Source organism: Propionibacterium freudenreichii subsp. freudenreichii (genome assembly GCF_000940845.1).
GTDB classification, from domain to species: Bacteria; Actinomycetota; Actinomycetes; order Propionibacteriales; family Propionibacteriaceae; genus Propionibacterium; species Propionibacterium freudenreichii.
This window is the reverse complement of record NZ_CP010341.1, coordinates 1,384,153-1,405,760: the sequence shown is the minus strand read 5'-3', so window position 1 is coordinate 1,405,760 and position 21,608 is coordinate 1,384,153. Positions and strand designations below refer to the sequence as shown.

20 protein-coding genes and 1 other RNA gene are annotated in these 21,608 nt (G+C 66.2%); 18 read left to right on the top strand and 3 right to left on the bottom strand.

Annotation, left to right across the window (positions count from 1 at the left end; all coding sequences use genetic code 11):
• Positions 1-56 precede the first annotated feature (56 nt).
• From prfB to secA, 13 genes are all read left to right on the top strand, one after another.
• A complete protein-coding gene (prfB, locus tag RM25_RS05995; RefSeq protein ID WP_013160865.1) occupies positions 57-1,166 on the top strand; it encodes a peptide chain release factor 2 in 1,110 nt (369 codons plus the stop codon).
• A gap of 151 nt (positions 1,167-1,317) precedes the next feature.
• Entirely contained in the window at positions 1,318-2,004 is a 687-nt protein-coding gene (gene ftsE, locus RM25_RS05990) for a cell division ATP-binding protein FtsE (RefSeq protein ID WP_013160866.1), read from the top strand.
• Between the two features lie 38 nt (positions 2,005-2,042).
• On the top strand, positions 2,043-2,960 hold the full coding sequence (gene ftsX / locus RM25_RS05985) for a permease-like cell division protein FtsX (RefSeq protein WP_080774594.1): 918 nt from the start codon (positions 2,043-2,045) through the stop codon (positions 2,958-2,960).
• A gap of 39 nt (positions 2,961-2,999) precedes the next feature.
• Positions 3,000-4,346 (top strand): M23 family metallopeptidase, encoded by a 1,347-nt coding sequence (locus tag RM25_RS05980; RefSeq protein ID WP_080774494.1) that lies wholly within the window; start codon positions 3,000-3,002, stop codon positions 4,344-4,346.
• A gap of 183 nt (positions 4,347-4,529) precedes the next feature.
• Positions 4,530-6,482, top strand: coding sequence for a DUF2207 domain-containing protein (locus RM25_RS05975; protein WP_158487051.1), 1,953 nt, complete (start codon positions 4,530-4,532; stop codon positions 6,480-6,482).
• Positions 6,483-6,632: 150 nt separating this feature from the next.
• On the top strand, positions 6,633-7,115 hold the full coding sequence (gene smpB, locus RM25_RS05970; protein WP_013160870.1) for an SsrA-binding protein SmpB: 483 nt from the start codon (positions 6,633-6,635) through the stop codon (positions 7,113-7,115).
• A gap of 83 nt (positions 7,116-7,198) precedes the next feature.
• The gene (locus RM25_RS05965) at positions 7,199-7,846 is read left to right on the top strand and encodes a DUF1707 and DUF4870 domain-containing protein (protein WP_044636183.1); all 648 of its coding nucleotides are present in this window, start codon (positions 7,199-7,201) and stop codon (positions 7,844-7,846) included.
• A gap of 124 nt (positions 7,847-7,970) precedes the next feature.
• Positions 7,971-8,338, top strand: a transfer-messenger RNA (tmRNA) gene (ssrA, locus tag RM25_RS12280).
• A gap of 213 nt (positions 8,339-8,551) precedes the next feature.
• On the top strand, positions 8,552-9,118 hold the full coding sequence (locus RM25_RS05960) for a YqgE/AlgH family protein (protein WP_013160872.1): 567 nt from the start codon (positions 8,552-8,554) through the stop codon (positions 9,116-9,118).
• A gap of 135 nt (positions 9,119-9,253) precedes the next feature.
• Positions 9,254-9,994 (top strand): winged helix-turn-helix domain-containing protein, encoded by a 741-nt coding sequence (locus tag RM25_RS05955; protein ID WP_013160873.1) that lies wholly within the window; start codon positions 9,254-9,256, stop codon positions 9,992-9,994.
• An 81-nt stretch (positions 9,995-10,075) separates the two neighbouring features.
• Positions 10,076-10,885, top strand: coding sequence for a ComF family protein (locus RM25_RS05950; protein ID WP_013160874.1), 810 nt, complete (start codon positions 10,076-10,078; stop codon positions 10,883-10,885).
• Between the two features lie 155 nt (positions 10,886-11,040).
• Positions 11,041-11,637, top strand: a complete 597-nt coding sequence (gene hpf / locus RM25_RS05945; RefSeq protein WP_044636182.1) for a ribosome hibernation-promoting factor, HPF/YfiA family — start codon at positions 11,041-11,043, stop codon at positions 11,635-11,637.
• A 244-nt stretch (positions 11,638-11,881) separates the two neighbouring features.
• Entirely contained in the window at positions 11,882-14,731 is a 2,850-nt protein-coding gene (gene secA, locus RM25_RS05940; RefSeq protein WP_013160876.1) for a preprotein translocase subunit SecA, read from the top strand.
• A gap of 39 nt (positions 14,732-14,770) precedes the next feature.
• Here the strand turns inward: secA and RM25_RS05935 are convergent, their stop codons facing one another.
• Complete coding sequence (locus tag RM25_RS05935; RefSeq protein WP_129931349.1) at positions 14,771-15,289, bottom strand: Rv3235 family protein; 519 nt, start codon at positions 15,287-15,289, stop codon at positions 14,771-14,773.
• Between the two features lie 104 nt (positions 15,290-15,393).
• Here RM25_RS05935 and RM25_RS05925 point away from each other — a divergent pair, with 104 nt between their 5' ends.
• The gene (locus RM25_RS05925) at positions 15,394-15,903 is read left to right on the top strand and encodes a DUF6912 family protein (RefSeq protein WP_013160878.1); all 510 of its coding nucleotides are present in this window, start codon (positions 15,394-15,396) and stop codon (positions 15,901-15,903) included.
• 1 nt (position 15,904) lies between these two features.
• Complete coding sequence (locus RM25_RS05920; RefSeq protein ID WP_013160879.1) at positions 15,905-16,108, top strand: hypothetical protein; 204 nt, start codon at positions 15,905-15,907, stop codon at positions 16,106-16,108.
• Between the two features lie 58 nt (positions 16,109-16,166).
• Here the strand turns inward: RM25_RS05920 and RM25_RS05915 are convergent, their stop codons facing one another.
• Positions 16,167-16,643, bottom strand: coding sequence for a DUF2505 domain-containing protein (locus tag RM25_RS05915; protein WP_013160880.1), 477 nt, complete (start codon positions 16,641-16,643; stop codon positions 16,167-16,169).
• A gap of 131 nt (positions 16,644-16,774) precedes the next feature.
• Here RM25_RS05915 and RM25_RS05910 point away from each other — a divergent pair, with 131 nt between their 5' ends.
• Both RM25_RS05910 and trpS read left to right on the top strand, forming a co-directional pair.
• Positions 16,775-17,656 (top strand): PHP domain-containing protein, encoded by an 882-nt coding sequence (locus RM25_RS05910; RefSeq protein ID WP_013160881.1) that lies wholly within the window; start codon positions 16,775-16,777, stop codon positions 17,654-17,656.
• Positions 17,657-17,666: 10 nt separating this feature from the next.
• A complete protein-coding gene (gene trpS, locus RM25_RS05905; protein WP_013160882.1) occupies positions 17,667-18,797 on the top strand; it encodes a tryptophan--tRNA ligase in 1,131 nt (376 codons plus the stop codon).
• Between the two features lie 137 nt (positions 18,798-18,934).
• Here the strand turns inward: trpS and RM25_RS05900 are convergent, their stop codons facing one another.
• On the bottom strand, positions 18,935-20,440 hold the full coding sequence (locus RM25_RS05900; protein WP_013160883.1) for a DEAD/DEAH box helicase: 1,506 nt from the start codon (positions 20,438-20,440) through the stop codon (positions 18,935-18,937).
• Between the two features lie 275 nt (positions 20,441-20,715).
• On the opposite strand from RM25_RS05900, the gene RM25_RS05895 reads away from it, so the two are divergent.
• Positions 20,716-21,471 carry a ferritin-like fold-containing protein gene (locus RM25_RS05895; protein WP_013160884.1) on the top strand — a complete coding sequence of 252 codons (756 nt, stop codon included), beginning with the start codon at positions 20,716-20,718 and terminating at the stop codon, positions 21,469-21,471.
• Positions 21,472-21,608: the final 137 nt, after the last annotated feature.

Below are 21,608 nucleotides of genomic sequence, written 5' to 3'. Positions count from 1 at the left end.
GGCTGCCTTGTCAGCGTTCATTCTCCCACTAGGGCGACCCGGTAGAATTCCTGATCGTGGCCCTCGATGAACTAACCGAACACCTTTCCCAGCTCAACAAGTCGCTCAGCTCGATCGAAGCGGTCGTTGACGTGCCTGCCAAGAACAAGCAGATCGAAGAGCTGGAAACCGAAGCGTCGGCTCCCGACCTGTGGAACGACCAGGAGCATGCACAGTCCGTGACGTCCCGATTGTCACGGCTGCAGTCCAGCGTGGAAAAGGTGCAGACCCTGCGTTCGCGCCTCGACGACGCGAGCACGCTGCTCGAGCTCGCCAGTGAGGAGAGCGATGCCGACACGGCCCAGGAGGCCGAGAAGGAAATCGCCACGCTGGCCGATGAGATCGACACCCTTGAGGTGCAGACCCTGCTGTCGGGCGAATACGACGAGCGCGACGCACTGGTGACCATCCGCTCGGAGGCCGGGGGCGTCGATGCCGCCGACTTCGCGGCGATGCTGCTGCGCATGTACGAGCGGTGGGCGGAGCGCCACGCATACAGCTACGAGGTCTACGACATCAGCTACGCCGAGGAGGCCGGCATCAAGTCCGCGACCTTCACGGTGAAGTCGCCCTACGCATACGGCACGTTGTCCGTGGAGCAGGGCACGCACCGCCTGGTGCGCATCAGCCCCTTCGACAACCAGGGACGCCGCCAGACCAGCTTTGCCGGCGTGGAGGTGTTGCCGGTGGTGGAGGAGACCGACAACATCGACATTCCGGAGAAGGACATCCGGGTCGATGTGTTCCACGCCTCCGGCCCCGGTGGCCAGGGCGTCAACACGACCGACTCCGCAGTGCGGATCACCCACCTGCCCACCGGCATTGTCGTCACCTGCCAGAACGAGCGGTCCCAGATCCAGAACAAGGCCGCGGGACTGCGCGTGCTCCAGGCAAAGCTGCTGGAACGTGCCCGCCAGGAGCGCGAGGCCGAGATGGATGCCCTCAAGTCGGACGGGAACTCGTGGGGCAGCCAGATGCGTTCCTATGTGCTGCACCCGTACCAGATGGTCAAGGACCTGCGCACCGGATTCGAGAGCGGCAGCCCCGACAACGTCTTCGATGGTGACATTGATGGCTTCATCGAGCGCGGCATCCGGTGGCGTCGCCAGGAGGAACAGGCAGCCTGACGCCTCCTCCTGCGGGGCTGGGGAAATCTGGGGAAAGCGTGGCTCCCGGCGCGCCGCGGCGCCCATCGGAGGGCCCCACTGAATAGGCTCACCCCTGTCCGGGCTGAGAAACACTCAGCGTTCTTCCCCTTCCCACCCGGCAGGACTGTGCGTGATTACTTTCGAAGACGTCTCGAAGCTCTACCCGAGGCAGACGACCCCTGCCCTCAGGCATGTCAGCGTCGACATCGACAAGGGTGAGTTCGTCTTCCTCGTCGGGGTTTCCGGCTCGGGCAAATCGACCTTCCTGCGCCTGATCCTTCGTGAATACCGTCCCACCACCGGCCGGGTGTTCGTGGCCGGCAAGGACCTGGGGCGCCTGCACAACTGGAAGGTGCCCGCGCTGCGCCGCCAGATCGGCACCGTCTTCCAGGATTTTCGGCTGCTGCCCGGACAGACCGTCTACCAGAACGTCGCGTTCGCGCTGCAGGTGCTGGGCAGGCCCATGCGTGAGATCCGCCAACAGGTGCCCGCCACCCTGGAGCTCGTGGGCCTGGCCAACAAGGGGGAGCGTCGACCGGAGGAATTGTCCGGTGGCGAGCAGCAGCGCGTCGCCATTGCGCGCGCCGTGGTGAACAATCCCAAGATCCTCATTGCCGACGAGCCCACCGGAAACCTCGATCCGGCCACCAGCGTCGGCATCATGAAGCTGCTCGATCGGATCAATCGTCGTGACACCACGGTGATCATGGCCACCCATGATTCGACCATCGTCGATCAGATGCGGCGTCGCGTCATCGAGCTCGACAAGGGCGAGCTCGTACGCGACCAGAAGCAGGGCGCATACGGGAACCTGTGAGCCGATGAAATTGTCAAACAACGATGGGATGGGCCGCCATGCGCCACACGCTGCGTGAGACCTGGTCGGGCCTGAAGCGCAATCTGTCGATGACCATTGCCGTCATCGTGACCATGTGGGTGTCGTTGGCCCTGTTCGGCGCCAGCCTCATGACCATGGCCCAGGTCAATGAGATGAAGGGCAAGTGGTACGACAAGATTGAGATCTCGGTCTTCCTGTGCACGGCGGACTCCGCCACCGAATCCGCCGGCGGCAATTGCGAGGCCGGGCAGGACACCACCGCCTCACAGCGCGACGCGATCCGTTCGCGGCTCACCGCCAATCCCGATGTCTCGAATATCTACTACGAGACCAAGCAGGAGGCCTACGACGAATTCCAGCGGGTCTACAAGGACAATCCCATCAAGGATTCCCTGACCGTCGACCAGATGCAGGATTCGTTCCGGGTGAAGCTCAAGGATCCCCAGAACTACAAGGGCGTGGTGGCCGAATCGCAGGGCCTGATGGGCGTGCAGGCGGTGCAGGACCTGCACAGTGTGCTCGACCCCTTCTTCAAGGTCCTCAACGGCCTGAAGTGGGGCGCGATGGGCATTGCGGGGATGCTGCTGTTGGCCGCGGCCCTGCAGATCGGCAATACGATCCGGATGTCCGCCTACACGCGACGCCGTGAGATCGGCATCATGCGGCTGGTGGGCGCGTCCAATGGCTACATCATGCTGCCATTCCTGTTGGAGGCACTCTTCGCCGGCGTCGCGGGCGTGGTGCTCGCCGGAGCCTCGATGTCAGCACTGCAGTACTTCGTGATCGACCGGGTGCGTTCCCAGCTCGCCATCCAGAGCCTGGGCTGGATCACCTGGGGTGACACTGCGGTGGCCGTGGTCTGGGTCGCCGTCGTGGGGGTCCTGTTGTCGATCATTCCCACCTTCGTGGCAACGCGCCGCTATTTGAGAGTGTGAACCGTGAATTACTTCTTTGACTCTGGAAGGGGCCAATCCGTGAAGCAGGCGAAGACCCGAGGTGCGATGCGCAGAATGGCCCTGCCCCGTCGGGCATGGGTCGGACTGGTCGCCTGTTCGGTCGCGTTGTCCATGATGCCGGCCGTTTCCGGCGCCGATGACCTCGAGGACCAGCAGGCCAGCCTGCAACAGCAGATCGGTGCGAGCGATTCGGATGTCTATGCCTCCGACGCGAAGCTCCAGGACGCCGAGAAGACCCTGTCAGCCTCCCAGCAGCAGTTGGCGGACGCCCAGGCCGGCCTGGCCAGGGCCGAGGCCGATCGCGATGCCGCGGCACGCAGCGACGACGATGCCGCCCGTGCGTTGAAGGATGCCGAGGCAGCCCTGGTGAAGGCGCAGGATGATGCGGCGAAGGCCCGGGCCGACGTGGATGCGCAGAAGCGCAAGGTCGGCACCGATGTGCGTCACACCACCCAGCAGAACAGTGGCCTGGTCACCATCGGGATCTTCGTCAACAACCTGTCCACCGGTGACATGTCCAACCGCATCCAGTGGACTGACCAGGCATTCCGGGCCCAGCAGTATGAGCTCGATCGCCTCCAGGATGTTGAGCAAAGGCTCGAGCAGGCCGAGCAGGCCATGAAGGACGCCGAGGCAGCGGCCCAGCGGGACCGACAGGCCGCCGCTGACGCCCTGAACAGCAGGGCCAGCACCGCGCAGGCAGCCCAGGACGCCAAGGCAAAGGTCGATGCGCTGGTGAGCAAGAATGCGGCGGACAAGTCGGCGGCCGAGCAGGCACTTGCCGATGCGCAGGCGCGCAACGCCGACCTGAAGGCCCAGTCCAATGCAGTGGCGCAGCGCATCAAGGACCGCAACGCGGCTGCCGCTGCCGCCGCGCAGGCCGCCCAACAGGCGGATGCGGCTGCCGCCCAGGCCGCGGCCGCAGGCAATTCGATCGCGACATCGACCAGCTCCGTACTTGCCGATCCGGTGCCCGGGGCCCCCATCACCGACACCTACCACACGCGCATCAATCCCGTGCTGGGCTACACCGAGTTCCATGATGGGCTCGACCTGGGAGCGGGCTGCAATGCGCCGATGTACGCCGCAGCCGCCGGTACCGTGGCCGATGTGCTCACCCCGGGACAGTCGGGCGGGTACGGAAATCGGCTGGTCATCGACCACGGCCTGGTCAATGGCGTCTACCTGTCCACCGGTTACAACCATGCGTCGAGCTATGTGGTGAGCGCCGGTCAGCACGTCGACAAGGGGCAGCTCATCGGCTACGTGGGCACCACCGGGCTGTCAACCGGCTGCCACCTGCACTTCCATGTGTACGTGAACGGTGCCACGGATGATCCCCAGAACTGGATCACGGTGGCCTGACGCGCCGATCCTGATGCGAACAGCTCGCCACCATTCCCGGCTGAGGCCGTAGGTTTGATGGCGAGCTGCTTTGCCGTGGGCAGGCAGCCGGGGTGCGCCTCGTGGGCATCCCCGATATGCGATGCGTGAATCCGATCAATGACCGGAAGGTGTTCGATGTCACATTCGACGGGAAGTCCCGCCATGACTGCTGGTCGCCCGGGGGCGCGCCAACGCCCGCCGGGCGCCGCGCCGCACCGTCGCACCGGTGGCGCCACCCGCGCCGCCCTCATGGGGTTCCTGGCACTGCTGATGGTTGCCCTGGGCCTGACCGCCGCGCCGCAACGGGCACTGGCACAGACCTCGGATTCCTTCGACTCGTGGACGGCCGACTACACGGTCGGAACTGACGGCACCACCCACGTCCGGGAAACCCTCGTCTACCGCTTCGCGAGCGACTCGGCCCGACATGGCATGTACCGCACGCTGCTGACCCGCGAGCCCGACGGCGACAACAAGAACCAGGACATCGTCTACGACGTCAGCAATGTCCAGGTCTCGAGTCCCGATGCACCGGCGAGCTTCACCCAGAGCGATGAGGCCACCAAGGGCAATCCCCGCGAGCGCTTCGTGACGATCAAGATCGGTGATGCGAACAAGCGGGTTTCCAGCGCCACCGCCACCTATGTGATCAGCTACGACGTCAAGGGGGCGCTGCGCGATGCACAGGGCGTGGAACAGCTCTACTGGGATGCGGTGGGGGACAACACCCCGGATGTGAATGACATCAGGATCACTGTTGCGGTGCCCGGTGGCGCCCAGCAGGTCCAGTGCTTCTCGGGCGCCGTCGGGTCGGATACCGCCTGCACCTCGTCATCGGTGGCGGATCAGCAGGCAGTCTTCCACCAGGATGTGAAGCAGGGCAGTGAGGTCATGACGGTCGGCGTGGGCATCGCCAGCGGCCTGGTCGCCAACGGCACGCCCCGGCTGGAACCCGCCGCCAAGAGCTCCGCCGCCCAGGCCGCGCCATGGGGCATTGCCACGTTGGCCGCGGCCGCGATCGTCGGGGCCATCTACCTCGTCCGGTTCCGCAAGAACAGTGCTGACGAACGCTTCCTGGGTGTCCCCCCGGGCACCGTGCCGGTGGATGTGGATGCTGCGCAGGTGGGGCCCGCCTCGAAGCATGACGTGGTGCCCGTGCGCTTCGATCCGCCACAGATCCCGGTCGCGCTCGGCGGCCTGCTCGTGGACGGTCAGGTTGATTCCCAGGAGATGACGGCCACCCTGGTTGACCTGGCGGTGCGTCGGGCCATCCAGCTGCGCTCGACGACGGGCCGGCATGGCTCATCGGAGCTCTTCGGGCGCCTCATCGATGCGGACAAGGCCACCACGCCCTATGAGAAGAAGCTGCTCGATGCTCTGTTCGGTTCCGTTGCCGTGGGCACCGAGGTGAACCTGTCTGATCCCGGTTCCATGTCGGACGCCAGTTCCGAGCTCGCCCGCGAGGTCGCCGCCACGGCAACCAGTCAGGGCCTCATGAAGCGCATCGGACAGGTGGGCACCAAGCGCAGCGGAGCGGTCATCGGCAGCTTCGTGGTGTTGATCGGGGCATGGTTCGGCGGGTCATTGCTCAGCAATACAGCGGCCCTGGCGTCGAATGCCGCCGGGCTGACCGCGCTGATGATCATCGGGGCCCTGGTCGTCGTGGGAATCATCACCCTGCTCATTCGCTCGTCGATCGCACGGCGGGGCACCCGTACCGCCATGGGCCGCGCCTATACAGATCAGGTGCAGGGGTTCGAGGAGTACCTCAAGACCGCCGAGGCCGACCAGCTGAAGTTCGAGGAGGGGCAGGACATCTTCAGCCAGTACCTGCCCTGGGCCATCGCCTTCGGCATCGCCGACCGTTGGGCCAGCCTGTGCGAGCAGTTGGTCGCCCAGGGGCGGCTGACCGAGACGGCGCCCTATTGGTACTACGGCGATCCCTGCGGCTTCCGCTACGCCTACTTCACCAGTGGGGTGCTCAGCGGAGTCGATTCGGGCATCAGCGTGCCGGAGTCCTCCGGGGGAGCCGGCTTCGGCAGCGGTGGCAGCGCCTTCGGTGGCGGCGGCTTCTCCGGTGGTGGTGGTGGCGGCGGTGGCGCCGGCGGTTGGTGAGCCCGCATAGGGTTGGCAACCGGGCTGGTTCACGGCCGCAGCCGCTGATTCGCCATGCGAAGGATGCGGTCGCTAGCCTGATTGGTCGCGTCACGCCGGAAGGCGCGTCGCGCCAAGAGGAACGCGTCACGCCGAGAGAAGGGAGCTGCGATGCCTCGTGAAAAGGGCGAGAAGATGATCGCCCGCAACAAGAAGGCGCTGCATGACTATTCGATCGGCGAGCGCCTCGAAGCGGGCATCGTGCTGACCGGCACCGAAGTGAAGTCCCTGCGTGATGGTCGGGCGTCCCTGGTTGACGCCTTCGCCACCATCGACGACAACGAGGTGTGGCTGCGCAATGCCAACATTCCCGAGTACACCCTGGGGACGTGGCGCAACCACTCGGCGATGCGCAAGCGCAAGCTGCTCCTGCACCGCCAGGAGATCAAGCGCCTCGAGCGCGCCCTGGGCGATTCGGGCGGGCGCACCCTGGTTCCCCTGTCGATCTACTTCAAGGACGGCAACGCCAAGGTGGAGATTGCCGTGGGTACGGGCAAGCGGGAGTGGGACAAGCGCCAAACCATCCGCGAGCGCGACATGAACCGTGAGGCCGAGCGCGACCTGGCCGACCGCAATCGGCGGCACCGCCACTGAGTCCCGATGATCGGGGACCAATGGGGCATGTCCGTGCCGCAATGGCCTTGGATTTGGCCAGGGGCTGCGGGCAGAGTTGAGGTATGCCGATGCCATCAGGTTCGCCGATCCCCGGATTCACGCCGGAGTCATTCGGCGCTGCGGGCCGAGACCTGCTCGACGCACCCATCACCGAAGAGCAACGTCAACGCAGTGAGCGCTATTTGCAGGACGCCTACGCCGAAGGCCGCCTGTCCCACGAGGAGTTCGGGCGGCGCATCGACAAGGTGCTGCGCGCCCGGACACGCCGGGAGCTCAATGCGGCACTCGAGGGCTTTGTGAAGGCAGGACTCGCCAGCCAGGTGGTCGGTCAGTTCGGGGCCTACCCCTCGGTGGTCGTGCCCCGGGAAGTGCGACGAAGTGCTGGACGCTGGGCCGGGGCCGCCGCCCATTGGTCGGGCGCGTTCACCTGGATCGTTGGCCCCGCGGCCGTCTACGCGCTGTCCAAGCCACACAGCTACCCCCATCGGGAGGCGGCCAAGGCCTTCAACACCCAGATTGCGATTGCCATCGTGTCCGCGCTGGTGGTGGGGTTCAGTGCCCTGCTCGGGCTGGGGTGGATACCCTTTGCCGTCTGGTCCGCATTGGCGCTCGTGCTGATCGTGGTGTCGGGGCTCAATGCCTCGGACGGGAAGGACTCGCGCAATGTCCTGCAACGAGTGCTGCCGATCCGGGTGCTCGACGAGAAGTAGGCGCCCGTGCGGGAATACTGGGCCATGGGGTAGCGTTGGAGGAGATAAGGGAGCTGCGGGCACTGCCCTGTGCGGCCCTCGTGACAACTGAACAGTACAATTGAATACGCAAGACCAGAAACATGGGGGTGATCGGTTTCGACTGGAGTGATAGTTCCAGAAGAAGCGGGTCGAGAATCCAGAGTCATCTCGTTAATGTCCTCTGGAAACCAATAAGTGCCGATACCAATCGCACTGACTTCGCTCTCGCTGCCTGAGCAGTGACCGAAGGGTCAGCCCGGATGTAGCCTTCCGTCCGGATCCTGGCCTCATTTAGAGGGCTTGCTTGTCGATCTGCGTTCGAGGGATCGACAGGGACTTTTCTCGAACTGGGCTTGGCTGTGACTTGCTGACGTGAGCACAGGAGCCGAGTAGACCGCAATGTCAGCTGCACCCGGAGAAGATCTGGTTCGTTACGTCAGGACGCGGGTTCAATTCCCGCCACCTCCACCACTAAAGGCCCCGCCCCGCAAGGGACGGGGCCTTTTGGCGTGCCCACCAGGGTTTCACGCCGGACGCTTCCCGCAACTGGTCGCAACGAATCGCCACGAATCGGCCACGATTTCATCTGCTGGGGGCACGCTGGGGGCACGCTTAGGGCACGGGGGGACACGACGACGGCCCACCCGGGGCCGACGATTCGTCGTCGCGTGCCAGACTTGGGGCGTGAACTTCTCGTCGTCGCCCCACGCAGGTGAGCTGCTGGTCAGCTCTGAGGCGGCCGGCGGTGGATTCTTCGACCAGGCCGTCATCTTCCTGCTCGACAATGACGAGAACGGTGCCATCGGGGTGGCCCTCAACAAGCCCTCCACCACGCCGGTGGCAGAAGTGCTCCCCGCCTGGGCGGGGGAGCTCAACCCACCATCGGTGCTCTTCGCCGGGGGCCCGGTGGCCCCCAACGGTGCGATCTGCCTGGCCAAGGTGATGGATAGCGGTGAGGAACCCCCCGGATGGCGGCCCGTGCTGGGCGACGTCGGCCTGCTGCACCTGGACACCCCCGTGGAGATCGCCGCCGGCGCCTACAGCGACGTCCGCGTCTTTGCCGGCTACTCCGGCTGGGACCCCGGACAGCTGTCCGATGAGCTTGATCGCGGGGTCTGGCTGCGCGCACCGGCCCGCGATGAGGATGTGTTCGGCGCCCAGGCCGAGGGATTGTGGCGGCGCGTGCTGCGCCGCGTCGGCGGGGATGCCGGCCTGCTGAGCGGCTACGCCGACAAGCCCGCCCTGAATTGAGCCCCGACCGGGACCTGCCAGCCCGCTCCACATCCGGACAACTCCCGGCGGGGTCCACCAGCTTCCTATAGTGGCAAGGCACAGGTTTTCCGTTCTGGTGCCCGTGCTTCGCGTGCTGTGATTCTGGTGGAGTTGATGACGGACATTGAGGTCGGCGGGCCGGGGCTGGTCCTGATCGTCCAGGACGACGCGGAACGCGCCGATGAACTGCATGACCTGCTCTCGGAGCTTGGCTTTGCCACCCGGTGGTGCGCCAGCGCGTCCATCGCCTTGAAGTCGTTCCACGAGACCAGGCCCGACCTCGTGGTCATGGAAGTGGGCCTGGCCGGTCGCAGTGGACTGGATGTCTGCCGTGAGATCAGGCGGGAATCCGATGTGCCCATCATCCTGGTGTCGACCGGCTCGGCCACCGAGGACATCGTGGAGGGATTCCGGGCCGGAGCTGATGACTACATCGTCGAACCGTTCGCGGGTGCGGAACTGCTCGTGCGCGTCCAGGCGCGCATGCGGCGTCGGCGCAATGGGATCCAGGCGCGGCACACGGTGATGGTCGATGACCTCGAGGTCGACGTGGACAACCGGCAGGTGCGCCGTCACCGCGAGCCGATCAACGTGACCCCGACCGAATTCAAGCTGTTGGTCACCCTGGTCGAACGACCCGGACATGTCTTCAGCCGCGAGGAACTCCTCGCGGAGGTCTGGGGATACGGACATGCCGGCGACGAACGCGTGGTCACGGTGCACGTGCAGCGGCTGCGGGCGAAGATCGAGGCGGACCCCGACCGGCCCCGGATCGTGACGACGGTGCGCGGACTGGGCTATCGACTCGGCCACACCACCGATGTGCGCTGGATCCCGGAACCCCTGACGGTGTGAACCGGCCCCGGTGCGCGATGCTGCCGTGCGCACGTACCACCGGAATGCACCGGATCGAGCGGGCGCGCACACACTGCCCATATGAACCTTTCGCATGTGATTGCAGCGGGGCAGGACCTGCTCCTCGGCTCGGAGTGCGTGGCCTGCGGATCACCGGGACCGGTGCTGTGTGCCCCGTGCGACCGACGCCTCGACGACGGACCGCTGGTTCGTGAACCCGACGGGGATGACCTGGTCGATGGCATGGTTCCGGTCTGGTCGGGCAGCCGTTACGACCCCATCGCCGGAAAACTGGTGATCGCCTTCAAGGACCGGGGCGCATGGACCCTGGCAGCACCCCTGTCTCGGCTCGTGTCCCGGGCGCTGGCAGGCCTGCTGCTCGCGGGGCCGGGCGGCGACGCATCGCCCCTCTGGGGTGCGAGGGGCCCGACCGCAGGCGCCGGCGGCGAGGTCCCCATCCTGGTTCCGGTGCCGGCCGATCCACGCCGGGTGCGGGCCCGGGGCCTTGACCACACGACGACGATCACCCGCCGCGCGGCGGCCGTCTGCGGGCTGGAATGGTGCAAGCTGCTGCGCAGGGTCAGTGCGACCCGCGATCAGATCGGCCTGGGATCAGCTGCCCGACGAGCAGGCCAGCACGGCACCATGAGCATCGGTTCCCCGCGATGGTGCCTCCCACGAACCCGCGGTCCACAGCTGTGGCAGGCGCGCCCGATCGTCGTCGTCGATGATGTGGTGACCACGGGCGCGACGGTCCGGGAGGCCGTGCGGGCCCTGCGTGCCGCCGGGGCCCGGGTGTGGGGCGTCGCCTGTGCGGCACAGACGGAATTGGCCGGATCCGTGCCCCGCCGTGTCGGGTCACCCCTCGCCCCGGGCGACCAAACCCGCTAGCGTTGTGACATGGCACGACGCATCAGACTCCCCATCCGAACCGGGGGACTCTGCGGCTCGTGCCTTCGTCGTCTGCGGGTCGGACAGCCCTTCGATTCATGAGCCAGTGGCCTGCAGGCCCGTCGATAGAGATAATCCACCGAAAGGGGATCAAGATGGACGTCATCGTCACCGGGCGCCGTATCAGTATCAACGACGCAACGCGCGATCTGGTCAGTCGCCGGTTGAATGATTCGATCGTCAAGCTCAAGGACCGTGTGATTCGTACCGAGGTCGAATTCACCGCCAATGAGTCCAAGGGTGATCCATCCAACGCCATCCGTTGCGAAATCACCGTTCGCGGCAAGGGTCCGGTCATTCGCGCCGGCGGAATGGCCGAGGACAAGATGATCGCCTTCGACCAGGCGCTTGATCGCCTCATCGCCCAATTGCGCAAGGCCGCGGATCGCCGCAAGCGTCGTCGCGGCGGCCAGCGTCTGGCCGACCTGCCGGTCGCGGTGGAGGACCAGAGCGTCAAGACTGCCGAGGACACCCACGAGGTGGCCGGCATGACCGTCGACGGTGACGGCCCGATGGTGGTGCGCGAGAAGACCTTCGAGACCACCCCGCTCACCCTGGCGCAGGCCCTGGACCAGATGGAACTGGTGGGCCACGACTTCTTCCTCTTCGTGGATGCGGCCAGCGGCAAGCCGAGCGTGGTCTACCGTCGCAAGGCCTACGACTACGGTGTCATTCACCTCGAGGTGCAGTGATCCACCGGATTCCCCGAACCCCTGCGGCGTGATGGTTGGCCGCTGGGGCACGGGGAACCAAGAGCCGTCCGGTCAGGGGAATCGTCCCCCGGCCGGGCGGTTTGCCATGTCGTCGGACGCCGCCGCGCAGCCACCGGTGCCGGGCGGCATACTACTTAAGATATTTTGAGCGCCTAGGATGGACCCGAAATAGGGTGCCACTGTGCGCCCCGCCGACCTGATCGACCTATAAGGACACCAACTCGTGAGTTTCATCGACCGCCTGCTGCACGCGGGCGAGGGCCGAACCCTCAAGCGGCTGGCGCGTATCGCTGACCAAGTGAACAGCATCGAGGACGACTACGTTGCCATGACCGACGAGGAGTTGCGCGGCCAGACCGCCGACTTCCGTGAGCGGCTCGACAACGGTGCGAGTCTGGACGACCTGCTCCCCGAGGCGTTCGCGACCGTGCGTGAGGCCACCAAGCGGGTGTTGGGCAAGCGTCCCTTCGATGTCCAGATCATGGGCGGCGCGGCCCTGCACGAGGGCAATGTTGCCGAGATGAAGACCGGCGAGGGCAAGACCATCGTCGCCCTGGCCCCCAGCTACCTGAACGCGCTGGACGGCAAGGGCGTGCACGTGGTCACGGTCAATGACTACCTGGCCCAGTCCCAGGCGGAGCAGATGGGCCGCGTGCACCACTTCCTGGGCCTGAAGACCGGCGTGATCCTCGCACCGATGGCCCCCGATGAGCGGCGACGTGCCTATGCATGTGACATCACCTACGGCACCAACAACGAGTTCGGCTTCGATTACCTGCGCGACAACATGGCGCTGACCCTCGATGACTGCGTGCAGAACGGTCATCACTTCGCCATCGTCGATGAGGTCGACTCGATTCTGATCGACGAGGCGCGTACCCCGCTCATCATTTCCGGGCCGGCCACCGAGAACAAGCAGTGGTATCCCGAGTTCGCCCGCCTGGCCGTGCGACTGGAGCGTGACACCGACTACGAGGTCGATGAGAAGAAGCGCACCGTCTCAGTGCTCGCCCACGGCATCGAGGTCACCGAGAGCGACCTGGGTATCGACAACCTGTACGAGAGCGCGAATACGCCCCTGATCGGCTACCTGAACAACGCCATCAAGGCCAAGGAGCTGTTCAAGCGCGACAAGGACTATGTGGTGATCGACGGCGAGGTGCTGATCGTCGACGAGCACACCGGCCGCGTCCTGGCCGGCCGACGCTACAACGAGGGCCTGCACCAGGCCCTCGAGGCGAAGGAGAAGGTGGAGATCAAGGACGAGTACCAGACGCTCGCCACGATCACCCTGCAGAACTACTTCCGCATGTACGACAAGCTCTCGGGCATGACCGGCACCGCGAAGACCGAAGAGGACGAGTTCCAGAAGGTCTACGGCCTGGGCGTGCTGGAGATCCCGACCAACAAGCCGATGATCCGCAAGGACCAGTCCGACCTCATCTACCGGTCGGAGGATGCCAAGTTCACCGCCATCGTCGATGATGTCGTGGAGCGCCATGACAACGGGCAGCCGGTGCTGATCGGCACCGCGTCGGTGGTCAAGAGCGAGGAACTGTCGCGGCGACTGCGCGCCGCCGGGATTCCCCACCAGGTGCTCAATGCCAAGCAGCATGCCCGTGAGGCTGCGGTGGTGGCGCAGGCCGGACGCAAGGGCGCCGTGACGGTGGCCACCAATATGGCCGGTCGAGGCACCGACATCATGTTGGGTGGCAACCCCGAGTTCCTGGCCGACCAGCTGCTGCGCGAGCGTCACATCGATCCCGTCGAGAACCCTGAGGCCTACGAGGCCCAATGGGCTGACACGCTGTCGGACCTTGAGGGACAGGTGGCCGACGAGCATGAGGAGGTCGTCGACGCGGGCGGCCTGTACGTGCTGGGTTCGGAACGACACGAATCGCGACGCATCGACAACCAGCTGCGTGGTCGGTCCGGCCGTCAGGGCGACCCCGGTGAGAGCCGCTTCTACCTGTCGCTGGAAGACGACCTGCTGCGCCTGTTCAAGCCGGAGGCCGTCGAACGGGTGATGACCTCGATGCAGTTGCCCGAGGACCAGCCCATCGAGATGAAGCTGCTGTCGCGCTCCATCGAGAGTGCCCAGAAGCAGCTGGAGGCCCAGAACTTCGAGACCCGCAAGAATGTGCTCAAGTACGACGACGTGATGAACCGCCAGCGTCACGTGATCTACCGCGACCGTCGCAAGGTCCTGGAGGGCGCGGACGTCGAGGGAATGCTGCGCTCGACGGTTGATCGGGTCGTTGAGTCCGCGGTGCGGATGCACACCCAGGGCTTCTCCGACGAGTGGGACCTGGACGCCCTGTGGAATGACATGCGCCAGCTCTACCCGGTGAGCCTGAAGGTGGCCGACTACGACGGCATCGAGAATGTCGATGAGTTGGTCGACGACTTCAAGGCCGACGCCCAGGACGCCTACGACGCCCGCGAGGTGAAGCTCGGGGAAGAGATGATGCGCGAGCTGGAACGCCAGGTCTGGCTGACCGTGCTCGACCGCAAGTGGCGCGACCACCTCTACGAGATGGACTACCTGCGCGAGGGCATTGGCCTGCGCGCCATGGCCCAGCGTGACCCCCTGGTGGAGTACAAGCGTGAGGGCGCCGACATGTTCGACGCCATGCGCGCCGCATTCCAGGAGGAGGTCGTCGGCTTCCTGTTCAACCTCGACATCCAGGTGCCCGACGCCCCCGAGGTCGGCGTCCAGCGTGATGAGAACGGCGAGGAGGTGGACGTGCGCCAGATGCTGTCGGCGGGCGGAGACTCGCCGTCAGGCAGCGGAGCGGCCACTGCCACGGCGACGAGGACCGCCAAGCGCGCCGCCGAGCCCGCCCAGGCACCCGCGGTCAAGCGGGCGGCCATCAAGGGCCTGGAACGCAACGAACCGCAGCACATGACCTATTCGGCACCCACCGAGACCGGGGATGTCGAGGAACTGCGCGGCGACGAGAAGACCGATGAGGATGACCTGTTCGCCGGGATCGGCCGCAATGATCCCTGCCCCTGCGGCTCCGGGAAGAAGTTCAAGAACTGCCACGGCCGGAACCCGAATATCCGATAGGCGGTGTGGGGGACTGATCTGCCCTGCGGGGCGGATCAGTCAGGCTGCCCGGTCAGGCTGCGCCGAGGCGATGATCTGCAATTCGTCGCAGCACCACCGGCCCCGTCGGAAGTCCAACCGGAAGGCCACCGCGAACGCGCGCTCCGCTGGCTCACCACCGGGTGGTGGAGGCTCGGCGGAGGTCCAGCGGTAGCAGGCCACTGCCTCCACGGTGCCCGCTGCGGGACGATCCGCGCGGACATGGGTGCATCGGATCCCGGTCAGGCCTCCCATGCGCTGGATGCTCACCACCTGCTCCAGCCTGTCCGCGCGCATCACCGCCTGCAGCTGGCGGGCCGGACGGGTCCCTGCCAGGGCCTCCTTGATCATGCGGGCAAAGGTGATCGCGAGGCGGTGGGCAGCCGGATCCGGACGATGCTGCACGGCTTGAGGACGTGACCTCGACCACCCCGCCCCCAACTGCAGCGGGGGACGTGCCTGCCGCACGACACCCACGCACTCCACCGGCCCGGCGTTGGTCGCCCACATCTGCGGGGGAGGCACGGGGAGATCAGCCATCGCATTGTCCATGGGGGTGAGCATGCCGGTGGGTGGCGACGACGACAACCCCAGCTCGTCAATTGTGGAAAACTCCGGGTAGCCACATCAATGGAGGAGAACCCATGAGCACAAAGACGTCCCGCACCGACAGGGCGCCACTGGTATTCGTGCCCCTGCGCACCGATGAGGCTGCTTCCCTGGTGACGACGGGCACCCTGGGGGGTCCCGTGTCGGCCATCGCCATCACGCCGGGCCTGTGTGAGACCTTCGGCGTGGAACCCGACAGTGAGGACGCGGAGCTGGCCGCGCTCCAGGTGGCGGCCGTGTGGTCGTTGATTCGGGGCGATCGCCGCCTCGTCATGGTGGCCCGGGTCGATGCCCACGGGGACGCAGATCCCGGCGAGGAGCCGAACGGGGCAGTGCTGCTGCCGGGCCTGCCGCTGTCGGCGGTCACGGCCTTCTTCACCGGGCCGCACCCGGCAGATGAGGCCGACGTGGCCCGCAAGCTGGCGCATTCGGACATCGATGGGGCATGGCAGAACACCGATGTGCAGGCCCTCGCGGCGGATGCGCCCCTCCTGTGGCACGACGTCAGCGAATTACCGGCATCCGTGAAGGCGAAGGAGCATTGAGATGACCACACGCATTGTGCTGCGTGACCACGGCGAGGCGGTCCGCCTCGCCGACGCGCTGCGTGATCGTGGCGACGAGGTGGCCCTGATCACCCAGCGCGATGGGGGAGAGGACCAACCGGCCAGCTACCTTGTGGCAACGCCGGTGGCGCGCTTGCAGATCGCGCAGCTCATTCCAGCGGCGGCCGAGGTCACTGAGGACTGACGCCGGCCCACCACGGGGACCGGTGCCGACCGCGCGGAGGCACCGGTCACCAGGGGACTCAGCCCTTGTGCGCCGACAACCATTCGGTGCCGACCTTCTGTTGGAGGTCGATGATCTGGGTGACATAAGGGGCCGCCATGGCCTCCAGCTTGCGACCCATCACCGGGATCTTCACGGTGAACTCACCGGTGTAGTGCACATCGGTGCCGCCGTGCCCCGCCCGGATGGTTGCCGTGCCGGTCGATGCGGCAGGCAGCTTGCCGGCCGTGCCCTGCCGGAAGGTGCCATCCCAGCCACCATCCGTCGGGGTCCAGGTGAAGGTCTGATCGAGACCGAGCGTGTCGCCGGCGAACGGACGCGCCTTCTGCGGAGTGGTGAGTTCGATGTGCACGTCCACCGTGGCGTCCTGTGCGGTGATCCTGCTGCTCTCGGCGCCCGCCCGCTCAACCAGGGTGCGCCACCACTGCGGATCATTGAACATCGCGTAGACCGCGGCTGGCTCTGCGTCGTAATGGTGTTCGGCTGTGAATTCCATGCCCCCATTCTGGCGTGTTGCGGCCCCCTTGTGGCACCGGTGGGGCGACATCGCGCGAGCGGTGGGTTGCCCGTCCTTCGGGTGGCCGGCAACGCAGGCGTGGCAACCCCCAAACGTGGCAGGATTGGGGCATGCTCATCGACCTGCACACGCACTCGAATGTCTCTGACGGAACGGACACTCCCACCGCGCTGGTGCAGAAGGCACAACGTGACGGGCTCGCCGTGATCGCCTTGTGTGATCACGACACCTTCGACGGACTCGCAGAGGCCGAGGAGGCCGGACGTCGCTTCGGGGTGGCCGTGCTGCCGGGCATTGAAATCAGCACCCATGTGGGGTCAACCGAGGTTCACCTGTTGGGCTACGGCGCTGACCCATGGGCCCAGCCGCTGCGCCGGGAACTCGCCCACATGCGGGCGTCCAGGCTCGATCGGCTCCCGAAGATGATCGCCAAGCTCCATGAGCTCGGCATGGACCTCTCCGTGGGCGACGTCGAGAAGCAGATGCTGGGCGCCTCGTCGGCGGGACGTCCCCATGTGGCCGATGCGTTGGTGGCCAAGGGCTATGTGGCCAACCGCGACGAGGCCTTCGCAAAGTACCTCGACAGCACGGGGCCTGCCTATGTGCCGCGGGAGACCCTCGCCCTGGCACGCGCCATCGACCTGGTGCACGGTGCCCACGGGGCATGCATCATCGCCCACCCGTGGATTCGGGGCACCCGCGATGTCGTGACGTCGGCGCTGCTGGCCTCGCTGAAGGCCGACCACGGCCTCGACGGCATTGAGGTTGACCATCCCGATCAGGACCAGCAGACACGTGCCCTGCTCTTCGAGCTCGGGGGACGGCTGGGGCTGATGCGCACCGGCGGCTCTGACTACCACGGCACCGGCAAGACCGGCCATGACCTCGGGACCTGCGTCACCAGGCCGAGTGCCCTGCACGAGCTCGCGTTGCGCATCACGGCACGCGGAGGCTCGATCGGTGGAGTCGAGACCCTCATGGGTCGTCTGTAGACTGAGGCGCATGAGCTTGACCTCCGCCACCGAACCCGAAGAATCATCACCCGACACGGAAGCGCGGGGAGGCTCAGATCGGCAGACGCTGGTAGCCAGTCAGGCCCGTAGCGATGCCATTGAGGCCGATATCGGCGTCAATCCCGGCAAGTACCGCATCCTCACCGGCGATCGGCCCACCGGAAAGCTGCATATCGGCCACTATTTCGGGTCCATCAGCAACCGCGTGCGCCTGCAGAACCTGGGTGTGCCCTCGATGCTGGTCGTTGCCGACTACCAGGTGATCTACGATCGCGACGGCGTGGGGGACCTGCAGGACAATGTGATGTCCGGCATGGCCGACTACCTGGCCTGCGGAATCGACCCCGCCCGCACCACGATCTTCACCCATTCCTCCGTGCCGGCCCTCAACCAGCTGTTGCTGCCCTTCCTGAGCCTCATCACCGTGCCGGAGCTCAACCGGAACCCCACGGTCAAGGATGAGATGGAGCATTCAGGGGGACGCCCGATGAGCGGGCTCATGCTCACCTTCCCGGTGCACCAGGCGGCAGACATCCTGTTCTGCAAGGCCAATCTGGTGCCTGTGGGCAAGGACCAGCTCCCGCACATTGAGGTCACCCGCCTCATCGCACGACGTTTTGACGAGCGCTATGGCCGGGCCACGCCGGACCAGCCGGTCTTCCCGGAGCCCGACGCCCTGCTGTCCGCGGCGCCGTCGATCCTTGGCCTCGATGGGACCAAGATGAGCAAGTCACGCCACAACACGATTCAGATCGGCATGACGGCGGACGAGACCGCCAAGCTGATCAAGAAGGCCAAGACTGATGCGGATCGGCACATCACCTACGATCCCCAGAACAGGCCCGAGGTCTCCAACCTCGTCATGCTCACTGCCCTGGCGACCGGTGAGAAGCCCGAGGACGTCGCCGCCCGGATCGGCGATGGCGGTGGTGGCGCCCTGAAGAAGGCCTGCACCGAGGCGATCAACGAGATGTTCGCCCCGATCCGCGCCCGCAGGCTGGAACTCGAGGCCGATCAGGGCTATCTGCGACAGGTGCTGCACGAGGGCAATGCGCGGGCCAATGAGATCGCCGATGCGACGCTGCGCGATGTGTTGGCGGCCATGAACATGGACTACTAGCCAGCCGACCGGGCGTCGCGGCGCCACTGCCGTGCGCCGCCAACAAGGCAGCGCAGGAGGACAAGACACTGGTGGGGCAGACCGTGACGGTCTGCCCCACCAGTGTCTTGTCGTCAAGCGATCACGCGGTCAAGCAATCAGTCGTCCTTGTGCTGGGCGGCCACGGGCTTGCCATTGCGGGTACGACGGCGCTTGCGATGCGGGCGGTCGCGCTTGGCGTCACCGCCCTTGTCCTTGTCCTTCGCGTCGTGACGGTGCTCGCCGTCCTTCTTCTTGCCATGCCCCTCGTGACGGTCGCGACCACGATCGTGATGTCCCTTGCCGCCGTGGCCCTTGCCCCGGTCGCGACGCTCGTCACCACGGTGCTCACCCTCGTCACGGGGCTTCGCATCGGCCAGCCGGCCCTTGGTGTCGGGTGCGATGTGCAGGTCTTCCAGGAACTGGGGAGTGGTCGAGAACGTGGCTTCGATCTCCGGGAAGGGCAGGTCAAGCGCCTTGTTGATGACCTTCCAGCGGGTGACATCCTGCCAATCGACCAGGGTGACCGCCACACCCTCATGGCCGGCCCGGCCGGTGCGACCGATGCGATGGACGTACTGCTCCGGATCGTCGGGCACCTCGTAGTTGACCACGTGGGTGACATCGTCGACATCGATGCCGCGCGCGGCCACGTCGGTGGCAACCAGGACCTGGATCTTGTCGTTGCGGAACCGCTTCATCGTCTTCTCGCGCTGCGACTGGTTCAGGTCGCCGTGGAGGCTCGCCGCCTCGAATCCGCGGTCGCGCAGATCGTCTGCCAGCCGTTGCGCGGCCCGCTTGGTGCGGGTGAAGACCATCATCTTGCGCATGCCCTCGGACTGGAGCATCTTGCCGATCATCTCGGGCTTGTCGAGCTCATGGGCCTGGTAGATGAACTGGGTGGTCTGCGGCACGGTTGCCTGGGCATCGCGGCCCTCGGCGCGGATGTTGACCGGCTGGTTGAGTCGCGACCTGGCGAGCGACATGATCACGGCCGGCATCGTGGCGCTGAACATCATGGTCTGGCGCGACGCGGGAGTGCGGTCGAGCAGGGCCTGCACATCGGGCAGGAAGCCCAGGTCGAGCATCTCGTCGGCCTCATCGAGCACGGCGATGCGCACATGGGACAGGTCAAGGTTTCCGCGGTGCACCAGGTCGAGGAGGCGTCCGGGCGTGCCGACCACCACGTCGACGCCCTTCTTGAGGGCATCGAGCTGGTCGTCGTAGCCGACGCCGCCGTAAATGGTGAGCACGCGGGCGTGGCGGTCACGTCCGGCGATCGCCAGGTCGCTGCCGACCTGCTGGGCAAGCTCGCGGGTGGGGCTCATCACCAGGGCCTGGGGCTTGTCCTTGGGATCGAGCTGGTCAAATCCCTCGTCGGTCTTGAGGACGACCTTCTGCAGGATCGGGATGCCGAAGGCCAGGGTCTTGCCGGTGCCCGTTCGGGCCTGGCCGATCATGTCGGTGCCGGTGAGGGCGATCGGGATCGCCATCTCCTGGATGGGGAATGGGTGTGTGATTCCCTCGGCATCGAGGGCAGTGACGATGGAGGGCGCCACGCCGAGGTCGGCGAAGGTGGTCTTCGCGGGCTCGGCTGCGTCCGGATCAGTGGTGGAAAGCGTCATGAATCCAGTTCTCCGTCCCTGCGCACGGCGTCGGGACAAGCTATTGGGTTGCACCGTGTGGCCAACGCGTCGGTGCGCGTCCCCTGCGTCGAACCGTCAAGGGTTCTCGCGTGGATGCGTCCCGAGTTCGCCATCAATCCGAGCTCTTGGCCTGCGGATTGGGCGAGCCGATGGCGGCACATGGTTGTGGTGCATGGTTATGCACCACGCCAAGTCTAGCCGTCCGGCGCGTTTCAACCGATCCGAGTCGGCCCGGGGGCCGGTAGCCTTGTCCCGTGAGTGCGCAGCAGACTGAACCAGGTGCCCCCAACACGCGTCCTGCAGGCCGGGCGGAGACGCCCCCCACCATCCCGATCGACTTGCCGGTGGGTGGCCGCGAACTGCTCGGAGTGCTGGGGCAGTGCGAGCTGGTCGACTTCGAGGTGCTGTCCTTCTCCGGAGAATTCGCACCAACGCTGGATGACCGCATTGCCGTGGCGGAATTGGCCACCGCACAATTCAAGCGATTCAACCGCGTGGCAGATCAATTGCATGCCCATGGTTGGCCGGTTGGTGACAGCCTCGAGGCATTCCGCGAGCCCCTGGACGCCTTCGCGCAGGCGACCCAACCGACTGACTGGCCCACGGCGCAACTGAGGTCGCTCCTGGTGAGCGGCCTGCGCACCGACTTTGCCGACAAGCTCTCGGCGGCGTGGCCGGAACCGATGGCGCGGCTCATCTCACCGGGGCCCGTTGCCTGGCGGATCGCGGACTTCGCCAACCGGACCCTGTCGCAGTCACTGGCCGACGATCCCGATCTGGCCGGCAGCCTGGCGCTCTACGGCCGTCGCCTGGCGGCCGAGGCACTGGGGCAGTGCCAGCGCATCGCCGCCAAGGAGGTCGAGCTGACGGAGCTGGTGGCCTCTGCGGTGCCCCGCCCCGATGACGCCCAGACCGGGGACATGGCGGCGCTGGGAGCGGTCAGCGTACTGCTCGAGCAACTGATGGAGGGCCATTCCCGACGCATGGCACGGCTCGGCCTGGCCTCCTGAATCTTTCACCGGACAAGCGAGGGCGGGGCCGCGGACAACCGCGGCCCCGCCCTGCTGTCGGATGAGGGGGTTCCTGACGTGAGGCCACCACGTGGGGAGGCCGTCTTTGCGTGACTGCTGTCAGGTGGCGTCCACGC